Source organism: Simplicispira piscis (assembly GCF_054783455.1).
On record NZ_BAAGQN010000014.1, the window covers coordinates 137,083 to 157,375 of the forward strand.

27 protein-coding genes and 1 other RNA gene are annotated in these 20,293 nt (G+C 62.5%); 21 read left to right on the plus strand and 7 right to left on the minus strand.

The window, feature by feature from the left end; all coding sequences use genetic code 11:
* Nucleotides 1-262: 262 nt before the first annotated feature.
* The 3 genes from ACYVOC_RS09160 to ACYVOC_RS09170 all read left to right on the plus strand — a co-directional run bounded on the left by ACYVOC_RS09160 (nt 263) and on the right by ACYVOC_RS09170 (nt 3,637).
* Nucleotides 263-1,423, plus strand: coding sequence for a recombinase family protein (locus tag ACYVOC_RS09160; RefSeq protein WP_461161599.1), 1,161 nt, complete (start codon nt 263-265; stop codon nt 1,421-1,423).
* A gap of 67 nt (nt 1,424-1,490) precedes the next feature.
* Nucleotides 1,491-3,236 carry a YqaJ viral recombinase family protein gene (locus ACYVOC_RS09165; RefSeq protein WP_461161600.1) on the plus strand — a complete coding sequence of 582 codons (1,746 nt, stop codon included), beginning with the start codon at nt 1,491-1,493 and terminating at the stop codon, nt 3,234-3,236.
* A gap of 59 nt (nt 3,237-3,295) precedes the next feature.
* Nucleotides 3,296-3,637, plus strand: a complete 342-nt coding sequence (locus tag ACYVOC_RS09170; RefSeq protein WP_461161601.1) for a hypothetical protein — start codon at nt 3,296-3,298, stop codon at nt 3,635-3,637.
* Nucleotides 3,638-3,640: 3 nt separating this feature from the next.
* Here ACYVOC_RS09170 and ACYVOC_RS09175 read toward each other — a convergent pair whose 3' ends face one another.
* Nucleotides 3,641-3,805, minus strand: a complete 165-nt coding sequence (locus ACYVOC_RS09175; RefSeq protein ID WP_461161602.1) for a hypothetical protein — start codon at nt 3,803-3,805, stop codon at nt 3,641-3,643.
* 698 nt (nt 3,806-4,503) lie between these two features.
* Here ACYVOC_RS09175 and ACYVOC_RS09180 point away from each other — a divergent pair.
* From ACYVOC_RS09180 to ACYVOC_RS09245, 14 genes are all read left to right on the plus strand, one after another.
* Complete coding sequence (locus tag ACYVOC_RS09180) at nt 4,504-4,692, plus strand: hypothetical protein (protein ID WP_461161603.1); 189 nt, start codon at nt 4,504-4,506, stop codon at nt 4,690-4,692.
* Nucleotides 4,689-5,087, plus strand: a complete 399-nt coding sequence (locus tag ACYVOC_RS09185) for an Lcl C-terminal domain-containing protein (protein ID WP_461161604.1) — start codon at nt 4,689-4,691, stop codon at nt 5,085-5,087. The genes ACYVOC_RS09180 and ACYVOC_RS09185 overlap by 4 nt, the downstream gene beginning before the upstream one ends.
* A gap of 31 nt (nt 5,088-5,118) precedes the next feature.
* A complete protein-coding gene (locus tag ACYVOC_RS09190) occupies nt 5,119-5,553 on the plus strand; it encodes a hypothetical protein (RefSeq protein WP_461161605.1) in 435 nt (144 codons plus the stop codon).
* Complete coding sequence (locus ACYVOC_RS09195; RefSeq protein ID WP_461161606.1) at nt 5,550-5,810, plus strand: hypothetical protein; 261 nt, start codon at nt 5,550-5,552, stop codon at nt 5,808-5,810. The genes ACYVOC_RS09190 and ACYVOC_RS09195 overlap by 4 nt, the downstream gene beginning before the upstream one ends.
* Nucleotides 5,811-5,930: 120 nt before the next feature.
* Nucleotides 5,931-6,638, plus strand: a complete 708-nt coding sequence (locus ACYVOC_RS09200; protein ID WP_461161607.1) for a hypothetical protein — start codon at nt 5,931-5,933, stop codon at nt 6,636-6,638.
* On the plus strand, nt 6,604-6,915 hold the full coding sequence (locus ACYVOC_RS09205) for a hypothetical protein (RefSeq protein WP_461161608.1): 312 nt from the start codon (nt 6,604-6,606) through the stop codon (nt 6,913-6,915). Before ACYVOC_RS09200 ends, ACYVOC_RS09205 begins: the two co-directional genes overlap by 35 nt.
* 119 nt (nt 6,916-7,034) lie before the next feature.
* On the plus strand, nt 7,035-8,291 hold the full coding sequence (locus ACYVOC_RS09210) for a hypothetical protein (protein WP_461161609.1): 1,257 nt from the start codon (nt 7,035-7,037) through the stop codon (nt 8,289-8,291).
* Nucleotides 8,288-8,542: a hypothetical protein gene (locus ACYVOC_RS09215; protein ID WP_461161610.1), complete on the plus strand. Its 255-nt coding sequence runs from the start codon at nt 8,288-8,290 to the stop codon at nt 8,540-8,542. Before ACYVOC_RS09210 ends, ACYVOC_RS09215 begins: the two co-directional genes overlap by 4 nt.
* 61 nt (nt 8,543-8,603) lie before the next feature.
* Nucleotides 8,604-9,149: a hypothetical protein gene (locus ACYVOC_RS09220; RefSeq protein ID WP_461161611.1), complete on the plus strand. Its 546-nt coding sequence runs from the start codon at nt 8,604-8,606 to the stop codon at nt 9,147-9,149.
* A gap of 195 nt (nt 9,150-9,344) precedes the next feature.
* On the plus strand, nt 9,345-9,677 hold the full coding sequence (locus tag ACYVOC_RS09225; RefSeq protein ID WP_461161612.1) for a hypothetical protein: 333 nt from the start codon (nt 9,345-9,347) through the stop codon (nt 9,675-9,677).
* Between the two features lie 5 nt (nt 9,678-9,682).
* Complete coding sequence (locus tag ACYVOC_RS09230) at nt 9,683-10,006, plus strand: hypothetical protein (protein WP_461161613.1); 324 nt, start codon at nt 9,683-9,685, stop codon at nt 10,004-10,006.
* Nucleotides 10,003-10,254: a pyocin activator PrtN family protein gene (locus ACYVOC_RS09235; protein WP_461161614.1), complete on the plus strand. Its 252-nt coding sequence runs from the start codon at nt 10,003-10,005 to the stop codon at nt 10,252-10,254. The genes ACYVOC_RS09230 and ACYVOC_RS09235 overlap by 4 nt, the downstream gene beginning before the upstream one ends.
* A gap of 84 nt (nt 10,255-10,338) precedes the next feature.
* Nucleotides 10,339-11,115, plus strand: a complete 777-nt coding sequence (gene gloB / locus ACYVOC_RS09240) for a hydroxyacylglutathione hydrolase (RefSeq protein WP_116003364.1) — start codon at nt 10,339-10,341, stop codon at nt 11,113-11,115.
* Nucleotides 11,112-12,617 (plus strand): transglycosylase SLT domain-containing protein, encoded by a 1,506-nt coding sequence (locus tag ACYVOC_RS09245; protein WP_116003363.1) that lies wholly within the window; start codon nt 11,112-11,114, stop codon nt 12,615-12,617. The genes gloB and ACYVOC_RS09245 overlap by 4 nt, the downstream gene beginning before the upstream one ends.
* Nucleotides 12,618-12,857: 240 nt before the next feature.
* On the opposite strand, the gene ACYVOC_RS09250 is transcribed toward ACYVOC_RS09245, so the two are convergent.
* The 6 genes from ACYVOC_RS09250 to dnaX all read right to left on the minus strand — a co-directional run bounded on the left by ACYVOC_RS09250 (nt 12,858) and on the right by dnaX (nt 17,663).
* On the minus strand, nt 12,858-13,010 hold the full coding sequence (locus ACYVOC_RS09250; protein ID WP_116003362.1) for a DUF3096 domain-containing protein: 153 nt from the start codon (nt 13,008-13,010) through the stop codon (nt 12,858-12,860).
* A 54-nt stretch (nt 13,011-13,064) separates the two neighbouring features.
* Complete coding sequence (locus tag ACYVOC_RS09255; protein ID WP_461161615.1) at nt 13,065-14,114, minus strand: ABC transporter substrate-binding protein; 1,050 nt, start codon at nt 14,112-14,114, stop codon at nt 13,065-13,067.
* A gap of 125 nt (nt 14,115-14,239) precedes the next feature.
* Nucleotides 14,240-14,650, minus strand: a complete 411-nt coding sequence (locus ACYVOC_RS09260) for an MAPEG family protein (protein WP_461161616.1) — start codon at nt 14,648-14,650, stop codon at nt 14,240-14,242.
* Between the two features lie 76 nt (nt 14,651-14,726).
* Entirely contained in the window at nt 14,727-15,317 is a 591-nt protein-coding gene (recR, locus tag ACYVOC_RS09265) for a recombination mediator RecR (RefSeq protein ID WP_116003360.1), read from the minus strand.
* Nucleotides 15,318-15,332: 15 nt separating this feature from the next.
* Nucleotides 15,333-15,665 carry a YbaB/EbfC family nucleoid-associated protein gene (locus ACYVOC_RS09270; RefSeq protein WP_116003359.1) on the minus strand — a complete coding sequence of 111 codons (333 nt, stop codon included), beginning with the start codon at nt 15,663-15,665 and terminating at the stop codon, nt 15,333-15,335.
* 33 nt (nt 15,666-15,698) lie between these two features.
* Nucleotides 15,699-17,663 (minus strand): DNA polymerase III subunit gamma/tau, encoded by a 1,965-nt coding sequence (gene dnaX, locus ACYVOC_RS09275; protein WP_461161617.1) that lies wholly within the window; start codon nt 17,661-17,663, stop codon nt 15,699-15,701.
* A 72-nt stretch (nt 17,664-17,735) separates the two neighbouring features.
* On the opposite strand from dnaX, the gene ffs reads away from it, so the two are divergent.
* The 4 genes from ffs to ACYVOC_RS09295 all read left to right on the plus strand — a co-directional run bounded on the left by ffs (nt 17,736) and on the right by ACYVOC_RS09295 (nt 20,243).
* Nucleotides 17,736-17,832, plus strand: an RNA gene (ffs, locus tag ACYVOC_RS09280) — signal recognition particle sRNA small type.
* Between the two features lie 466 nt (nt 17,833-18,298).
* Nucleotides 18,299-19,600 carry a tyrosine-type recombinase/integrase gene (locus tag ACYVOC_RS09285; protein ID WP_461161618.1) on the plus strand — a complete coding sequence of 434 codons (1,302 nt, stop codon included), beginning with the start codon at nt 18,299-18,301 and terminating at the stop codon, nt 19,598-19,600.
* Between the two features lie 36 nt (nt 19,601-19,636).
* On the plus strand, nt 19,637-19,915 hold the full coding sequence (locus ACYVOC_RS09290; RefSeq protein ID WP_461161619.1) for a type II toxin-antitoxin system RelE/ParE family toxin: 279 nt from the start codon (nt 19,637-19,639) through the stop codon (nt 19,913-19,915).
* 16 nt (nt 19,916-19,931) lie between these two features.
* On the plus strand, nt 19,932-20,243 hold the full coding sequence (locus ACYVOC_RS09295) for a HigA family addiction module antitoxin (protein ID WP_461161620.1): 312 nt from the start codon (nt 19,932-19,934) through the stop codon (nt 20,241-20,243).
* Nucleotides 20,244-20,293 lie beyond the last annotated feature (50 nt).

A 20,293-nucleotide genomic window follows, 5' to 3' on the forward strand; every position in this document is an offset into this window, starting at 1 on the left:
CTACCGCAGTTGCAACCCGCGCCGCGTGGCTATATCAGCCGCTTGGAGCGCTATTAAACGGGGGTGACATGCAATGCCCAACAGGCAAGGTGGTGCACACGCTCAAGACCGCCACGGAATCAGCAAAGCGCGCACGCAGGCGCACAGAAAACCCCCTTGCGCCATACCGCTGCACGCTCTGCGGTTCGTGGCATGTGGGGCAGAGCAACGGGCTGAAACGCCCGGTAAAGACGATTTACGACAACCACCAAATGAGGCTCACATGAATGCACTGACACAGACCGAGAAGACCGCCATCACGGTCACCATGGGATTCAATGACCTGCAGAGCTTTGAATTCATGCAGCGAACAGCAAAGATGTTCGCCGCCAGCACGATGGTGCCAACTGCCTATCAGGCCATGGTCACCAAGGGCTACGGCGACCGCGCCACGGTCGAGCCCAACCCTGCCGCAATCTCCAACTGCATGATCGCCCTGGACATGAGCCAGCGCATGAACGCCAACCCGCTGATGATCATGCAGAACCTGCACATCATCGAGGGGCGCCCAAGCTGGTCGAGCCAGTTCATCATCGCGGCCATCAACAACTGCGGCAAGTTCAGCCCGCTGCGCTTCGACCTGCAGTGGCTGGACGAAATCGACGCCACCTACTCCACCTTTGAGTGGGAGGACCGCAAGAAGGTCGAGAAAAAGCACAAGGTGTGCATCAAAAACGCGCGCTGCGTGGCCTGGGCCATCGAGAAGGCCACGGGCGAGCGCTTGGAATCTGCGCCCGTGACCATGGAAATGGCGGTCAATGAAGGCTGGTTCGGGAAGAACGGCAGCAAGTGGAAGTCCATGCCAGATCTGATGATGCGCTATCGAAGCGCGGCATTCTTTGGCCGGATCTATGCCCCCGAGCTGCTGATGGGCCTGCCAACCGCCGAGGAAATGCACGATGTTTTCAGCGTGGATGCAGACGGCACCGTGACCGAGGGCGGCAAGCAGTCCGTGCCGCGCACCACCGGGAATATCGACCCCGCAACCGGTGAGGTGCGCGCGACCGAGCTGCAGCCATACACCGAAGACCAGTTCACCAAGAACCTGCCTTCCTGGCGCGCCGCCATCGCAGCAGGCAAGGCCACAGCTGACGCGGTGATTGCCAAGGCCGGTACAAAGGGCACGCTGACGCCCGAGCAGGAGGCCGCCATCCGTGCGCCGATCGAGCCGCCGGTGACAGACGTGCAGCCAAAGGGTGAGGCAGCAGCCGCAGAACCAAGCCGCTGGACGGCCAGCACAGTGACCGAGCGCATCAACAGCGCCAGCGACCTGGACGCCCTCTACATCGCCGCCGATCTGATTGGCGAAGTGGCCGACCCCGCCGCGCGCGCCCAGTTGACAGAGCTTTTCGAGCAACGCCAGTTCGCGCTGGAAGCCGCATAACGCTACACATTTAATAGCTTACAGCGCTTATCAGTTAAGCGCTGATGCCGTATTTGAAGGAAAAACCATGTACCAAGTTCTCGAAGGCGCACCCCAAGGATCTGCAGCCTGGCACGCCGCCCGCGCCCGTCACCTGTGCGCATCCGAAGCCGCTGCCGCGCTGGGCCTGTCCAAGTACACCACCCGAGACGAGCTGCTGCGCCAGAAGGCCACCGGCCTGACCGAAGAAGTCAGCCCGGCCAAACAGCGCATCTTTGACGCCGGGCACGAAGCCGAGGCGCTGGCCCGGCCCATTGCCGAAGAAATCGCAGGCACCGATTTCTACCCCGTGGTGGCCACGCGCGAAGTGGAAGGCATGCCCCTGCTGGCCAGCTTCGACGGCATCGACATACTGGACGAACTGATCTGGGAGAACAAGCTGCTGAACCAGTCCCTGGTGCAGCAGGTGCAGGCGGGCGACCTGGAGCCGCACTACTACCTGCAGTTGGAGCACCAGCTCCTGGTCAGCGGCGCACAGCGCGCCCTGTTCACCACCAGCGACGGCACGCCAGAGGGCACGCACCCGCTGTGGTACGAAAGCAAGCCCGAGCGGCGCGCGCAGCTGATCGCCGGGTGGAAGCAGTTCGCCGCAGACCTGGCCGCCTACGTGCCGCCCGAGCCCAAGCCCGCGCCCGTGGTGGCCGAGGCCATGGAAAGCCTTCCAGCCGTGTCCATGCGCTTGGATGGCAAGCTGGTCGTGGTGTCCAACCTGCCCGACTTCGCCACCGCGCTGCGCGCCTTCATTGAGCGCATCCCGGAGAAGCCCGACACCGACCAAGAATTTGCCAACGCCGAGAGCGCCTGCAAAGCGCTCAAGCGCGCAGAGGATGCGCTGACCGCTGGCGAAGATGCAGCCCTGGGCGAAATGGTGGACTTTGAAGCCATGCGTCGCCAAGTGCGCGACCTCAAGGAGCTGGCCCGCACCACGCGGCTGACCACCGAGAAGCTGGTGGCCGCGCGCAAGGAGCAGATTCGCGGTGAAATCGTGGCCGGTGGCATCGCCGCCCTGCGCGAACACATCGACCAGCTGAATGCGGCCATGCCCGCCAACTACATGCCAAAGGTGCCCGCCGACTTCGCCGGGGCCGTCAAGGGCAAGCGCACCCTGGACAGCCTGCGCGGCGCCGTGAACGACGAACTGGCCCGCGCCAAGATCGCCGCCAGCGAAATCGCCAACCGCATCCATGCCAACGTCAAGACGCTGCAGGCCAGCGGGATGGTGGTGCACGATGCCGCCGCCCTGGTACTCAAGGCCACCGACGACCTGGCTGCGATCATCACCAACCGCGTGGCAACCGAACAGCAGCGCCAGGAGGCAGAGCGCGAACGCATCCGAAAAGAGGAGCAGGAGCGCGCTGACCGTGAGGCCCGAGAGAAGCTGGAAGCCGAAGCCCGCGACGCCCAGGCCTCCATCGCCCGGGCTGTCCAGCAGAACAAGATCGCGGCACCCGTGGCCGCAGACCTGAGCGGCCTGGTCGCAGAGCAGTGCGCCGAGGCCGTTGCCGGGCTCGACGCCCGCCAGGCCATCGACGCCGCGCAGGCCAGCGCAGCCGCAGCGCCCGAGATCGACCCGGACGACACAATCACCCTGGGCCAGATCAACGCCAGGCTGTCGCCTATCAAGCTGGACGCCGCTGGAATTGAGGCGCTGGGCTTCACGGCCACCAAGGTGCGCGGGACTGTGCACTTCCCTGCCGCGCAGTTCCCGGCGCTGTGCCGGGCCATCGCCGCCCGCGCCATGGAGGCCGCGACGGAAATGGCAGAGGCTGCCTGATGCCAGTCCCGCCAACAACCCGCGACGCCATAACCGCAGCGCTGGAGGAATGCGGGCCGATGAGCGTACCCGAGCTGGTGGAGCACTTGGGCATGACGCGCAATCGCGTGAACGCCTGTCTTACGACCGCTCGCGCGAACCACCCGGGCAAGTTCTTTCGCATCGTCAAGTACCGCGCGCAAGTGGGCGTGCAGGGGCGCGAGACACCGATCTATGCAGCGGGCCCTGGGCCAGATACGAGGCGTCCAGAGTTCGGACAGAAACATATCGTCGCCCGCCGCGCCAGCTACTACCGCAGCAACCGAGCGCGGATCGCCGTGGATCGCCAGATCCGCTCCGGCGCACATCGTGCGAGTCCATGGAGCGGTCTTGTGCCGATGACTACCAGGCAACAACAGTAAGCCTCATGACTTCTCGCGCCATTCCAGGAGTGCCTGACGCGCCGCCTTCTCGTGCTCAGGAGTGAGGTTCTTTTCATTTAGATCTTGCTGAGTCATGCGCCGACCGCTGTCGGTCTTCACTTGTTCGCGGTAGTTGCGCAGTGCGGTTTCAAAAATAGCTGGGTTCATGGATCGCTCCTTAATTGAATGAGGCCCCAGTGTCCAGCGAAACCGCACTTTGACCACTGCGGCACGATTTCGCCCCACACCCCAGCCCGCACCAGCGGGCTTTTTTACGCCTTAAACATGACACCAAACCTCGCACAAGCCGTCCTGCGCAGGCTAAAGAGAGCGCCGTCTACATGCATCGCCCTGGGGAAGCACACATGCGCAGAGCAGACCGAGATTGAAGCCGCAATAGACCGGCTTCGCACCAATCGACTGATACGAATATCTGGCTACGTGCGGGCACGCGGCACGACATGGCCCGTCTACGACGTTGGCGGGCGCAAGGATGCAGACCCGCGAGACATAAAGCCAAAGGCGAACACAAGCAAAGAAAGCTCCCCAGCATTCATGGCGTACTGCGAAGCGAAGAAGAAAAAGACCGACGACTACATATTGTCGCGCCTAGCAATTGGGCCAGGAACTTTTGCAGACCTTGCAAAAGACGGTGGGCCAAGCATCCGAACGATCAAAGACTCACTTCGCAGGCTGCGAGGTGAAGGAGTTGTTTACTCTGAATCTGAGTCCATCAGGAAGGCGTACACATGGCACCTGACGGGCGTTCCGCAAAAGAAACGACCAACGCCAGCCCTGCCAGTCCCATCGTACGCGCTGCGAAGCGTGTTTTTTGGTGGCCGCAATCCGTGGACTGGAGAACCAGCATGACCTTCATCGAATTCAAGCGCCGGGACGGCACGCGCTTTCTCATCGACTTCGCCAGCCACTGGGAAATTGACGACAAGGGCGACAAGCCCGCTATGTGGAGCAACCACGAACAGGGCCGCAACATGGACTGCGCGGACACATACGAACAGGTTCGAGCAAAGCTGCTCAAGAAAGACACCCCATGACCACCACCGAAACCACCCCCCTCCAGATCCCCGCCATCACCATCGAGCTACACCCCGGAGAGCGCTACGCAGGCCCCGTGCTCGACGCCGAAGGCCGCGTCAAACACCACCTGGTGCTGCTGCCCCACCGCCCCGAATCCCGCCTGAACTGGGACGCCGCCAAGGCCTGGGCCACCAGCGTGGGCGGCGAACTGCCCGACCGGCAAGAGCAGGCCCTGCTGTTCGCCAACTGCGAGCCGCACCTGCAGCCAGGCTGGCACTGGTCGTGCCAGGAAGATGAAGAAGACGCCTCCTACGCCTGGAGTTGCCACTTCGACCTCGGCTTCCAGGGCAACAACCACAAGAGCTTTGAGGGCTCGGCTGTTGCCGTCCGCTTGATTCCGCTGAGTTCTTGAGTCCTTCAGTCCTTTTCTTCAAGGCCATCCCATGACCACCACCGAAACAGAAACCCTCTTTCGCAAAGTCGGGCGCCGCTACGTGTCCGCTTACAGCCTTGCGGACTGGAGCTACGACAAGGACTTGATGCCCGTGGGCAGCTTCCGCCTTGTGCACGCCTACAGCGACGGCGGGCGCCGGTATGCCTACGAAGTCACCCCCGACACAGCCGCATGGGTAGCTGCTGCGACGCTGGCAGTGCACGCCATGACCGAGGCGATCCACAAGGCCAATCAACGCACGATTGCAATCGGGACGCCGTGGACAAAGAAGCAGCAAGAGGCAATCAGGCAAGCCAGCGCGATTCTTGAATCCGCAGGAATCTGGAGCGGGAGCGGATGGACGACAGCACAGGCATACGTCGTTGCGCAAGCGGGCATTGATGCCGTCACGCAATGGGCAAATCAACCAAAGGACACGAAATGACAGAGCAATTTTCCCCCGCCGACATGACTACCGCATCCGCCGATGGATTCCGCGCCAGAGACGCAGAGGTGGCAAAGCTACGAGGCCAGCGCATGGTGCTGTGCTCGCTGCTTGGCGAGTGCCTCCCGGTGATTGATGCGCTGATGCAAATACCCGGCGACGACGACAGCGACGCACGCTTGAACGGGCTGGCAGGCCGGATCACGGGCGCGCTGAATGCGCTGGCAGAGGATCAGGTGAAGGGGGGTGAGTCATGACAGCCGCCCATACACCGGGGCCGTGGTTTGCGCGCAAAGACCCTAACTCGCTGGATAACGCAGAGGTAACCGGCAATGCACGGCGCTGACCTATTCGCAGACGCACCCGAGCTGGCCGCCGTGCGTTGTCCGGTTGACCGCCCAGTTGTGCGGCCGGTGGCATGCGCGACGGTGGCGGCCCTCTACGTTGAGCCGAATGGCGTGTACGTTGGCGTGCCAGGCGTGGACCCGTGGGACGAGGCGCGCGACGCGCGCAAGTACCGCGGGCCGCACCCGGTGGTGTGCCATTCGCCGTGCCAGCGCTGGGGCAAGTTCTGGCACGGCAGCACCCGCAAGCCGCACCAATACCGGCTTGGCGAAGACGGCGGCTGCTTCGCTGCTGCGCTCACGGCAGTGCGCAACTATGGTGGCGTGCTGGAGCATCCGGCCGATTCGTTGGCCTGGGATTACTTTGGCCTTCGAAAGCCAAAGCGCGGAGAAGGTTGGGTGCAAGCCGACAACTACGGCTGCATGACCTGCTACGTGGAGCAGGGGCACTACGGGCACGCGAGCCGCAAGCCGACATGGCTGCTAGCCAACGCACCCGAGCTGCCCGAACTGGACTGGAGCCGTGGCAAGCAGCGGCTGCCGGACTGGATGATCGAGCGCTACGGCTATGCCAAGGCGCGGCGGATTGGGGTGGTGGCGATGATCGGCGGCAAGGACAAGACCGCGCTACGCAACGGCACCCCCCCGCAGTTCCGCGACCTGCTGCTGTCGATAGCGCGCATGACGCACAACGCAGAGTCGAACGGTGCGCAAGCGCATCCGACTCGGACGCCCGGTTAAGCGTCTGGTGGAACAACAAAAGGACACGAGTATGGGCGAGCAAAAACAGAGCCTGAACACACAGCTTGCAAACGCTGTGGCAGCGGTCGCATCGGCACAGGATTACCTTGGCCGGATGTGCGAATTGACAGCACGCGCTCGGAACGAAGAAACCGACGCACGCAACAAGGTGAACGAAGCGCAAAAGCATTTCGATGAACTGGTGGCGCTGGTCAAGAAGTCGGCCCCGCGAAACACCGACTGGACGCGCCCTGTTGGCGTGCCGATTGACGCTTAACGCAATGTATCCCGCAAAACCTGCGGAATAACACAGCCAGAAAACACACCAAAACAATCCCCAGCGCTTACCACCAAAGCGCTGACAGCTATCATAAACATAGCGGCAAAGGACGCAGCATGACAGACAAACGACAACCAGATGCGCTGCACCTAGCAGATATTGCCGACGACGGCGCATGGACTTTTGTAATTGAAGTCCGCAAAGAGATAGCCGTAGAACTGCGCCGCCAGTACGCCGAGATCGAAACCTTGCGCACCGGATATGAAGCTGCGCGGCTGGAGATTGAGTCGCTCAAGGCGCAACTGAAAGAGCACGCAGACGAACTGACCGTGGCCTACATGTGCGGGGCAAGCCGGGAGAAAGAGCTTGCAGCACTGCAGACCGGTGCGGCCTATGCATCTCTGCCTGACATGGACGACACCTTGTGGCTTGCCATTGGGCAGCATCGCCGGGCAATAACTACCGTCGAAACATCTGCTGCTGCAAAAGCTGTCGATGCTGCCGTTCGCAAGCTGCTGCGCGACTACGCCGACGCCACCCACACCTTGCGTGTGGAATCGTTAGCTGCGGCGTACTGCGAAGAACTGGACAAGTTGAGCCAACGCAACTACGAGCTGCGGCTCGCATCCCTTGGGCAAGCACCAGCACAGGCAGCGCCTGCCGCTGTAGCTGGGCCGAGCCTGTACCAAGTGATGGCAGTTGCAAAGGCGATCCATGCAACGACGCCAGATGCTGACGATTGGGATTCATTGCGGCAATGCGAAGTTGACGTGCTTCGTGGCAGGGCAGAGAAAGTGCTGGCAGCACTCGCCGCCACGCCCACCACCCAGCCAGCGCCTGCCGCTGTAGCGGAGCCGTGGAGCCTCGGAGAGTTCGAAGGCAACTGGCGTGATATTGACCACAAAAACCACCAGGGTGTCATTCGCATCGTCTGGAAGATGGAAGACGATGAACGGACGCTCGATTGCGAAGCGCTTGCGCTGGCTGTCGTCGATGCGCTCAATGCTGCCGCGCCCACCGCCCAGCCAGCACCCCAGCAGGAGGCGCCTGCGGACGAACTAGAGGAAGTGCTGCGCGAACGTGATGACGCCGAAGATTTCATCAATGAGTTGCTTGATGAGGTTTTGGGCGCAGATCGCCCTGAGTGGTCAAGCGCATACAACCGCTATGACGCGATGAGCGATGTGCGAGAGCGCATCACAGCACTGCACAAGCCAGCAGTTGATAAAGCATTGGACCTGTTTGAGTCGGCAATGGCAGCACCCCAGCCATCGCCCGCAGCGCAGGGGGATGCGCTGGAGTCGGAGTATCAGCGCGGTTACCGCCAAGGGTACGAGCAGCGCGATGCCGAAGTGCGGGGAGCCTTGGTATGACCGCACAAATTTTTATCGCCCTGTTTGGCGTCACGGCAGTTGCATTGTCGCAATCATCACTTTCTGGCCGCCGACGCTGGGCATCAGTGTTTGGGCTGCTCGGCCAGCCTTTCTGGTTTTACTCAGCGTGGGAGGCGCAGCAGTGGGGGATTTTCACCCTCTGCTTCCTTTACACGATTTCGTGGGCCAAGGGATTCCACACCAACTGGATCGCCGCCCGTGCGCGCATGTCCCCACCTCCCACCGCCTGACAGGCACCCCACCACATCAACAGCCCCGCTCATGCGGGGTTTTCTTTTTCTGGAGCCATACATGGCACAACGATTTGGCCGCAACCAGCGGCGACGGGCGAGAGAACAGATCGCGGCGCTCAACCAGCAGGGCGATGACCTGCGCACGGCATTGGACCGTGATCGAGGGTTGCTGCGTGAAATCTCCAATCGCAACGCGGCGCTGACAAAGGTGATAGCCGAAGCCCGAAAGGTCCTTGGCGATAGCGTGGCCCTGCCAGCCGTGGAAATAGGCACGCCATACCCACTACGCAAGGGAGAAAGCTCGTTCATGGCAAGACCCGCATCACCGCCGTTGCAGGACTTCATCAGCGAGACCGGAGAAATGTGCACCGCCTTGGTGGCGGAACGCATGCATGTGCTGGTGGCAGAAGCACACCGCGGCGACCACTTGCGCATGCAAGGCATGCACTATCGGGTGCGGTTGCATTCTGGCGAGTACGCCTACGCCATTTCTGAGAGCGCCCTGTACCACCTTTCACCGGAAATGCTGCACGAGCGTCTGGCGCCCGAAGTCGCAAAGCAGCTGACACGCGTGATGGTGGAGCACTTCGCCAGTGGCCGATGACCACCCCGCCCGACTGGTACGCCGCCGACAGGGGCTACCAGCTCCACCACACCGGCTGCGCCACCTGTCTCGCAGCCGGTGCAAACCCCAACAACGCCCTGCAGCGCTGCCCCGCCGGGGCCGAGCTGTGGGCCGCCTACCAAGCAGCGGGTGATCCCCCGCATTTCACCTGGCTGCGCCAGGAGAAAGGAAGCCGTGCTCAGCAACAAGATCACCGTCAAACCAGTGCTAGGCCAAGACTTGATCGGCTTTGAAACCGACATTTACGGGCAGGTTGCCATGCAAGTCGCCAGCCTGCAAGACCAGATCGTGCGCGCCCAGCTGATTGCGGCCGGGTGGACGCCGCCTGTCGATCAAACGCATGAACTACGAAAGCGCGACGACTTGATCCACACCATGCTTTGCGCTCTGGTGCAATCCTCCCCATACACAGACCGAACTTACGCTTGGAAGAGCGATGCGTGGGCTCGCCAGCGGGCGGAGGCAATCTCTGCAGCCATAGCGTGGCTAGGCGAAGTACGAGGCTAACCGATATGAAAACCATCCACATCAGCTACGGCGGCCCCGACCGCCGGATCAAGGACACCACGGGCAAGGTGTGGCGCTTTGAAATGCACCCGCACTCGGGGCCAGCCGTGCAGGACGACGACGGCGAGCTGGCCGACAAGCAGCCCGGGGAACGCTCGCCCTTCTGGGATGCGGTCACCCAGTGGGCGCAGCAGGGTGGCGTTGTCGATGCCACAGGGCTGTGCTCCTGGAAGCCTGAACCTGAACCCACGCTTGTCCACCTGGGCGGGCGCAACTATGCAATCTCCGGGTCTGCCCTGGCCGGGAAGTACGGGAGAACCACACAATGACCGAAACAACGAACAACATCCTGGGCGAAAACATGCTGCCGCTGGCTGACATCGCCAAACCGGTGTTCAACATCACACCCCGCATTGCCCAGCGCAAGGCGGCCACCAACACCCTACCCGTCCCAGCATTTCGCATCGGCGGAACCCGAAAAGGCCCGCTGTATGTGCTCAAGGACGATCTGGAAAAATGGGTGAACGATCGGGCAGCCAATGCCAAGGCTCAACATCGTAAGATGCAGGCCGTTTGATTTTCCGTCACACCGGTGTGACAACCGGTGTGACAGATGCCAGCCTACAGAGGGGAATAGGTCGAACCTATAATTTGATTGCTCATGAACCTGCTTGCATTGCCCGCCTTCTCCGATAACTACCTGTGGCTGCTGCACGATGAGCGCCATGCGGTGGTGGTCGACCCCGGCCAGTCGGAGCCTGTCCTGCAGGCCCTCGAAGAACGGAATCTGCAGTTGCAGGCCATTCTAGTCACCCACCACCATGCCGACCACGTCGGTGGTGTGCAGGCGCTGCGTGAAGCCACGGGGGCTGCCGTGTACGGTCCTGCGCGCGAGCGCATTCCCGCCCCGTTCGTGCCGCTGGTGCAGGGCAACCGGGTCGAAGTGCTGGGCCTGGGCTTTGACGTCATCGACGTGCCGGGCCACACCGCCGGGCACATTGCCTACTATTGCCCACAGATGGACGGGGCGCCGCTGCTGTTTTGCGGCGACACGCTGTTTTCTGGCGGCTGTGGCCGCCTGTTTGAAGGCAGCCCGGCGCAGATGCTGGCATCACTGGATGCCCTGGCAGCCCTGCCCGGCGATACGCGGGTGTGCTGCGCCCATGAATACACACTTTCGAACCTGAAATTTGCCCGCGCCGTGGAACCCGGCAACACAGACCTGCTCCACTACAGCAGCCGCTGCGAAGCGCTGCGTGCACAGGGCCTGCCTACGCTACCCTCGCGCATCGCCACCGAGCGCGAGATCAACCCCTTTCTGCGCACCCGCACGCCTGCCGTGGCAGCGGCTGCAGCAGGTTTTGACCCATCCACCCCCACGCAGGATGCCGTCGCTGTATTGGCGGCGCTGCGCGCATGGAAAAACGAGTTCCGATGAAGTTTCTGCACATTGCCTGCCTGTCAGGCCTGCTCTGGCTGACCGGCTGCGCCACCCCCGTGGGCACCCAGGACACCACGAGCAACACGCCTGCAATCCCTTCCGAGGCCCCGGCAGCACCCCTCTCCCCCATCATCCCCTCGGGCCCACTGCGGCCCATCACCGCAGCGCAGGCCACGGGCCAGCAGGTCATGCCGCTGTTCACGCCGTCAGACCTGTGGGACCGCATCCGTCGTGGCTTTGCCATGCCCGACCTTCAGCACGAGTTGGTGCAGGACCGCGAGCAGTGGTATGCCACCCGCCCCGAATACATGCAGCGCATGACCGAGCGCTCACGCAAATACCTGTTCCATATCGTCGAGGAACTGGAGCGCCGGGGCATGCCGACCGAACTGGCGCTGCTGCCCTACATTGAAAGCGCTTTCAACCCGCAGGCGGTCTCCACGGCCAAGGCTGCGGGCATGTGGCAGTTCATGCCCGCCACAGGCAATTATTTTGACCTCAAGCAGAACGCTTTCCGCGACGACCGACGCGACGTACTCGCTTCGACGCGGGCCGCACTGGACTATCTGCAAAAGCTGTACGGCATGTTTGGCGACTGGCACCTGGCCCTGGCTGCTTACAACTGGGGCGAAGGCAGCGTGGGCCGCGCCATCGCCCGCAACCAGAAAGCGGGCCTGGGCACCCGCTACACCGACCTGACCCTGCCGGGCGAGACGCGCATGTATGTTCCCAAGCTGCAGGCGGTGAAAAACATTGTGGCCCGCCCCGACGCCTATGGCACCGAACTGCCATTGATTGAAAACCACCCCTACTTCCAGACCGTAGACATCACCCGCGACATCGACGTGGCCCTGGCAGCCAAACTGGCCGGTGTGCGCGAGGAAGATTTCAAGGCCCTGAACCCCTCTTTGCACCGGCCCTTGATCCTCGCTGCGGGCACCCCGCAGATTTTGCTGCCCTGGGACAACGCCAAGGTCTTCGAGCGCAATTTCGAGGCCTACAACCAGGGGCAGTATGCGAGCTGGACTGTCTGGACCCTGCCCTCGACCATGTCGACGGCCGAAGCTGCACGCCGGGTGGCCATGGACGAGTCGGACTTGCGCAATCTCAACGGCATCCCGCCGCGCATGCTGATCAAGGCAGGGTCGGCACTCATCGTGCCCCGCTCCACTACATCGCGCGCCGACGTTGCCGAAAGTGTGGCCGACAACGGCCAGATCTCGCTCACGCCCGAACAGGTGACGCGCCGCACCACGGTGCGCGCGCGCAAGAATGAATCGGTCGCCAGCATTGCCCGCCGCTACCGCGTGAGCGCAGCCAGCGTGGCCGACTGGAACGACGTCAAGGCCAATGCGGCCTTCAAGCTGGGCCAGCAGGTGGTGCTGTTCGTGCCGGTTCGCACCGGCCCTTCCACACAGGCCCGCGCGGGCAAGCGCACTGCGGGCAAAAGCGCGCCCGTGCGCCGGGGCGGCAAGCCGTCCAAAGTCAAGCGTCGCTGAGTTCAGAGGCCCTGGTCAGGCGCTTCGTCCCACACGCAGACGAAAAACGACACCAGGGGACGCCTGTGCGCCGCTCTAAGGCGATGCTGAATAAGTCACCGCGATGATGCGCGCCGTGCATCGGGATGGGATGCAAGGCGCACACCGCAGCCATAGCCGCAGCTATGGCGAGGATTTGCAACGCCGCAGACCGCCCGAGGTACGGATGCGCAGCGCGTGAGGGACTTGTTCAGCATTGCCCTAAAGACGCCACTGGTGCAATCCGAGCAAGCCAATGATGCCGATGGCGATCAGGTACAGCGCCACGATGGTGCTGAGCAGGCGCGGAAACACCAGAACCAGGATGCCTGCAATCAGGGAGATTAGGGGAGCAATGCTGAGATGAAGCGTCATAGGGGCAAAAGAGCAAAAGGGTTCATACAATCCGAACCCAGGAGTATCGGCGCATCAGGCGCTGAATTGTTGCTTGGCCTTGCGCGCAAACTCTTGCGTGTAAGCCCGCGCCAGCAGGGAGCGGCGGGCGTCGAGGGTCGGGTCCAGCATGGCCAGGGTTTTCGCAGCGGTCAGCGCCCCTCCCTCGGGCACTAGGCCATCGGGCGAGATGGATTCGCGCACACGGTCCAGCGCAGCCAGAAACAGGCGGCGGTCGCCCATCAAAGACTCCGCAGGAATCACTTTGACAATATCCGCTGGGGCGGCTGTCTGCAGCCACTTGAGCGCGTGCACAACGCCATCAGCCAGCGACTGTGCCCGCGCAGGATACGTTTGTAGAAACTGCGGCAGCGCGGCCAGGCAGCTGCCGGGCAGGCTCCCGCCGAACACGGCCTGCGCACCCGCCAGGCTGCGGGTGTCGTACACCATACGCAACTCGCGGCTGCGCTCCAGCCGGGCCAGGACCGGGGCACCGTGGCACAGCGCCTGCACCTTGCCGGCCCGCAGGGCCGCCACAGCCTGAACCCCATCGCCCACGACCACGAAACCCACCTCCTGCGTGCCTACCCCGGCTTGCTCCAGCACCCGGCAGGCCATTGCATGCGCAAGCCCGCCCCATTCGTCCACGCCAATCTTGCAACGGCGCAGATCCTGGGGGGTGCGGTAATGGGGTAATGCGCGGGTCGATACGGCCAGGACCAATTGCGGCGTCCGCGCCTGCAACACCAGCGAACGCACAGCCTGTGAGCGCCCCTGGGAACGCAGGGCCTGCTCGAAACCCATGGCACCCACGTCTGCCACACCATCCTGCACGGCCTGCAAAGCCAAAGCGTCATTGGGGTAGGAGAGCCAGGTGACATCCACACCCTTGGGTCGAAAATAATCCAACTGGGTCGCAACGGTCAGCGGCAAATGCCGCAGCGCCTGTCCCTCACCACCTCCGACCGCTACCCGCACCCGCGCCGGTGGTGCGGCGGCACGCGCCCACAACGTCGGCAACAGGCCGGCCACCGCCAAGGCAGAGACAGCCCCTAGAGTGCGACGACGGGAAAAGGAGAAAGACACAGCGGGCAATTCAAAATTGGTGCAATGCAGCAATTTTGCCCAAACCCCACGCGCAGCACATCAGGGTGAGCCCGTCAGGATTACTACGTACCGCCGATTTGGCTCAAGCCAGTCACCACTGTTTATTAGCGATAACCAATAAAGAAAATGGCAATGTTCACCAACAAAGCAACGCCCCAGACCGCACTGCGCGCCCTGGGCATGTCGGACACATACATCATGATGTAGAACAGGCGCAGCAGCACATAGAACACGGCCAACAGGTCGAGCACCGTTTGTCCCGCACCAAGCTGGTGCGCCACCAGTACGGCGCCAATGAAGAACGGCAGCGCCTCAAAACTGTTGGCCTGCGCGGCATTGGCCCGGGCCGAGGCGCCTGATTGCTGCGCCAGCCAGGTCCGCGGATCGTGGTTGTCATACCCGCCTTGGGAGCGCTTCTTGCCAAAGCTCCCCCGCTTGGCAAGGACAGAACACAGCAAGGGCAGCATCGCCGCCACGAAAACGCACCAATAGGCAACGGTGAAATGGGGCAGCATGGCTGTACTCCTGGCATTCAAAAAGGCTTCAAACGCTTAACTGTCAAGCGGCAATAGCTATTGTATCAATAGCACATCAGCGGCGATCGGCCAAGGCATGGGCGATGGTCCCCAAGTCCACGTATTCCAACTCACTGCCCACGGGAACCCCCCGCGCCAGGCGCGTGACGGTCAGGCCACGGGCCTTGAGCGCCTCGCCAATCACATAGGCTGTGGTTTCACCCTCGGCAGTGAAATTGGTGGCCAAAATGACCTCTTGCACCACACCGTCGGTGGCGCGCTCCAGGAGCTTTTGCACACCAATGTCCTTTGGGCCCACGCCATCGAGCGGCGACAACCGCCCCATGAGCACAAAATAAAGCCCTTGAAAGGCCCCAGTGCGCTCCAGTGCCGATTGGTCGGCTGGAGTTTCCACCACGCACAGCCGCGTCGCATCACGCCCCGGGTCAAGGCAGGCATCACACACCTCGGCCTCCGTGAAAGTATGGCAGCGCGTGCAATGCTTCACATGGTCTGCCGCATGCGCCAAGGCCTGCGCCAGCACCTGGGCCCCTGCACGGTCGTGCTGCAGCAAATGGAAAGCCATGCGCGCAGCCGACTTCACCCCCACCCCCGGCAGCCGTCGCAGGGCCTGGACCAGCACCTCAAGCGCGTTGGTGGTCGACATGAAAACCAGAATCCGTCAAAAAGGGAATTTCATTCCGCCAGGCAAACCGGGCATGCCCTGGGTCAGCTTACCCATCTTCTCGGCCGAGGTGTCCTCGGCCTTGCGCACTGCGGCATTGAACGCGGCAGCCACCAAATCTTCGAGCATGTCTTTGTCTTCGGCCAACAGGCTCGGATCAATGGTGACGCGCTTGACGTCGTGCTTGCAGGTCATCAGCACTTTCACCAATCCGGCGCCCGCCTCGGCTTCGACCTCGATGTGGGCCAGCTCGTCCTGCGCTTTCTTGAGGTTGTCCTGCATGGCCTGCGCCTGCTTCATGAGACCGGCGAGTTGTCCTTTGTTGAACATGGAAAGAGTCCTTTCGTGATGGGAAATAAGGGATCAGAGGGGCTGAATGCTGCCGGGCACAATGCGGGCGTCAAACTCGCGCACCATGGTCTGTACGAAGGGATCGTTCATGACGATGTCGAGCGCACGCTGCTGGCGTTCGTTCTCAAGGGCGGCATTGCGACGGGCGGGGCTGTCGATGACCACACCCAACTCCACGCTGATGCGCTGCGCGTGGCCCGCCGCAGCCAAAGCACCGCGCAAGCGCTCGCGCGTGGTCGGTTGATTCAGAGATTCGCGCTCCACGCGCAACAGCCAGTGGTCACCATCGCGGGCCACCAATTGCGCCTGCAGAGCAAGTTCGCGCACCAGCGCGGTGATCACCTCGCTGGCGACCAACTGCTGCACCGTGGCGTGCCATATTTCGCCCTCTTCAGTCGGTGTGAAACGCGCCGCAGCGCCGCGCCCTTCTCCACTGGCCTGGGCTTGCAGGCGTGCACCCGGTTCGGGCGTCTGGCGTACAGGAATCGCAACGACGGTCGGGACTGGTTCGGCAGGTACAGGCCCAGACACCGCCCCTGCGTCCGCAGCTACGCCCTCCACAATACGCGCGGGCAGCACCTGCGCTGGGGGTGAAGGCAGCGCCGACACGGCCATGGGCGCCGCAGCTACCGTTGACTCCACCGAAGAAGCATTTACTATCAAAACAGTAGCTAACGACGCTTTATCAGCGGTCGCGAAAGCCTGTTTTTCTCCATATTCTGGTGCCTCTGAAACCATGTACTCAGAGACTGGCGCAGATCCCTGCGCAGCGGCGGGCGCGGCCACCAGTGCTGTAGAAATCGCCGGTGATGGCGTTAACGCGGGACGGTCAGGCTGCGACAGTGTTTTTTTTTCCAGGGCGCCGCCTACAGGCTTGAAAGCCAGCAGGCGCAGCAACACCATGGTGAGCGCCGCATATTCGTCGGAGGCCAGACCCAGGTCACCACGCCCATGCAGGCAGATGCTGTAAAGCAACTGGGTCTCGTCAGCCGGCAACAATGCCGCCAGGCGTGCCGTTTCAGCAGCATCGGGGTCTTCGGCGTCGGTCGGCCTTCCTTCCATGCCCGGAACCGCCTGCAGCACGGCCATGCGCTGCAGCACGGTCGCCATGTCCTCCAGCGTCGAGGCCGCCGACAAGCCATTGAGGCGCAGCACATCCACAGTTTCGACCACCGTCCGGCCATCGCCTTGCGCCAACGCATCCATCAGCCGGAACACATAGCTGCGGTCCACGCTGCCCAGCATCTGGCGCACAGCTGCTTCTTCGATCTGTCCACAACCAAAAGCAATGGCCTGATCGGTCAGGGACAGCGCATCGCGCATCGAGCCACGCGCCGCCTGTGCCAGCAGGCGCAATGCCTGGGGTTCAGCCGCCACGTTTTCGGCCTGCAACACCTGCACAAGATGCTCCCGCACGGTTTCAGGCGCCATGGGACGCAGGTTGAACTGCAGGCAGCGGCTGAGCACCGTGACCGGCACCTTCTGCGGGTCGGTCGTAGCCAAAACAAATTTCAGGTACTCGGGCGGCTCCTCCAGCGTTTTCAGCATGGCATTGAAAGCGGTGTTGGTCAGCATGTGCACCTCATCGATCATGAAGACCTTGAAGCGCCCTTGCACCGGCTTGTACACCGCTTGCTCCAGCAAGCTCTGCACCTCGTCCACACCCCGATTGGAAGCTGCATCCAGCTCGGTGTAATCCACAAAGCGGCCGCTGTCGATGTCCCGGCACGCCTGGCATTGTCCGCACGGTGTGGCTGTGATGCCACCTTGCCCATCCAGCCCCTGGCAATTGAGCGACTTGGCCAGGATGCGCGACACCGTGGTCTTGCCCACGCCCCGCGTTCCCGTGAACAGGTAGGCATGGTGCAGCCGCTGCTGGGTAAGTGCGTTGGTCAGGGCCTGCACCACGTGCTGCTGCCCCACCATCTCGGTGAAGTTGCGCGGACGGTACTTGCGGGCGAGCACGAGGTAAGACATCGGGGCGATTCTACGGGCTGCGCAAGCCCCGCGGGCTCGAACGGTACGCCAAGTCAGCGTACAATCGACCCTGACGGGCCTCCCCGCATGGTGAAGCGGCCAACCGGGTCAGGTGGGGAACCAAGCAGCCCTAACTGTGGAGCCAGTGCCGGGGGTAAGGCTCGTCAACTTCTTCTGGCTTTCACCAGCCATCCATCAGCAGCCCTCTCGTGGCTGCGGTGCCTGCAGCTCAGCTCCAGCGGCCAAGCGCATCATCCCCACGATCCAAAGACAATTCCCTCTTGGAGTGCAACCCTGTTTTGGGGGTGCAGAATCCTGAGCAAATACCACCAACAAAAAAAACCCGAACTTCTTTCGAAATTCGGGTTTTTCTTTTACTTGGGGTGGCTGATGGGGCTCGAACCCACGACAACAGGAATCACAATCCTGACTTTATGCTATTTGGCAGTGTTGATTGATGCAGATAGAATCAATACAAATCAACATCTTGCGCGCAATGCACTGGATGCGCGCACAGCAAACGTGTTGATTGAAATTCGGCAATTTCTACCAAATTTGCCTACAGATTGCCTACAGATTCCAAAAGGGCGCCATGAGCAAGCCACAAAACCGCGTGAGGCTTACCGCTGGCAGCGGTGGACGCCTTCACCTGCCCGGCTGGTAAATCCCAGGCTTTCCTATGGGACACCGACACCCCCGCCCTGGCGCTGCGCGTGACGCCCACGGGCCGCAAAACCTACGTTTTTGAGTCACGCCTGAATGCTGCAACCATCCGCCTGACCATCGGCACCGCAACAGACTGGCCGATTGAAAAGGCCCGAGGCGAGGCGCAGCGCCTCAAAGTGCTGGTGGACAGTGGCACCGACCCCCGAGAGCTAGAGCGCCAGCAACAGGCCGCCCAAGCTGCCGACAAAGCTGCCGTCGCTGCCAAGGTGGAAGCCGACAAGGTGGCCGCCGTGACCGTGGGCGAAGTGTGGACCGCCTACATTGAACAGCGCCGCCCGTTATGGGGCGAACTGCACTACCGTGACCATATCGACAAGGCAAAGGCCGGGGGCCAGCCATCGGGCCGCCGTGGTGGCGGAAAGCAACTGACCAAGCCGGGGCCGCTGGCCGCCCTGATGCCGCTGGCGCTGAAAGACCTTGACCAAGCCACGATAGAACGATGGGCCGCCAATGAAGGCAAGACCCGCCCATCATCGGCCCGGCTGGCGTGGCGGCTGCTGACCGTGTTTCTGACATGGTGCGCAGAGCAGCCAGAATATGCCGCCCTGCTGCCGGACAAGAACCCCGCCAAAACCAAGAAGGCCCGCGAGGCGCTGGGCAAGGCCGGGACGAAATCGGACGTGCTACAGCGCGAGCAACTGGCCGCCTGGTTTGCCGCCGTCCAGCAGATACAGAACCCCGTCATTGCCGCCTGCCTGCAAATGATGCTGCTGACCGGCGCACGCCCTGGCGAGGTGCTGGCGCTGCGCTGGGAGGATGTGAATGCCCAATGGAAGGGAATCAGCATCCGCGACAAGGTGGAGGGCGCCCGCGAAATTCCTGCGACGCCCTACATGCTGCACTTGCTGGCCGCCCTGCCCCGCCGCAATGAATGGGTGTTCTCCAGCCCCACCAGCGCCAGCGGGTGCCTGACCGAGCCCAACAACCCGCACACACGCGCCTGCAATGCCGCTGGCTTGGAGGGCCTGACCCTGCACGGCCTGCGCCGCTCGTTCAAGAGCCTGACCGAATGGCTGGAGGTGCCGGTGGGCGTGGTGGCACAGATTCAAGGCCACAAGCCCAGCGCAACCGCTGAGAAACACTACACCGTGCGCCCGCTCGAACTGCTGCGCGTGCACCATGAGCGCATCGAGGCCTGGATTCTGGAACAGGCCGGGATTGTGTTTGATGCCAAGGCCGCACCCGGTACGCTGCGCGTGGTGGCCGGGTGATATGCGCAGCGTATCGCTACACGCTACAATCAACCCGTGATTAAGTCATTCCGTCACAAGGGGCTGCAAGCCTTTTTCGAGCGAGGCAGCAAGGCGGGCATTCAGGCCGCCCATGCGCCCAAGCTGGCCCGGCAACTGGCCCGACTCGACCAAGCGCAACAGCCCCAGGATATGAACCTGCCCGGCTGGGGCCTGCACTCGCTGCATGGCAACCTTGCCGGACATTGGTCGGTGTCCGTGAATGGCAATTGGCGCATGACCTTCACCTTTGAAGGCGTGCACGCTGTGCTGGTGGACTATCAGGACTACCACTGAGACAGGAGAAACAACGATGGCACGCATGTTCAACCCCCCGCACCCTGGCCTGACGCTGCGCGATGATGTTTTGCCCGCGCTGGGGCTGAGTGTGACCCAGGCCGCCCAGCAATTGGACGTGTCCCGCGTGACCCTATCCCGCGTGCTCAATGGCCGTGCCGCTGTCTCTCCAGAAATGGCCCTGCGCATCGAAGCCTGGCTAGGTGCGGAACGTGGTGGGGATGCACGCGTGTGGCTTGCCGAGCAAAGCGCCTATGACATGTGGCAGGCAGCGCAGCGATTCAAGGATGCGCCCATGCACGTTCAACCTGCGCCAGCGATGGCCTGACCGTTTCGCCCCAGCTAGGCAGGGCCGCAATCCTGCCGAAAAGCCGGTTC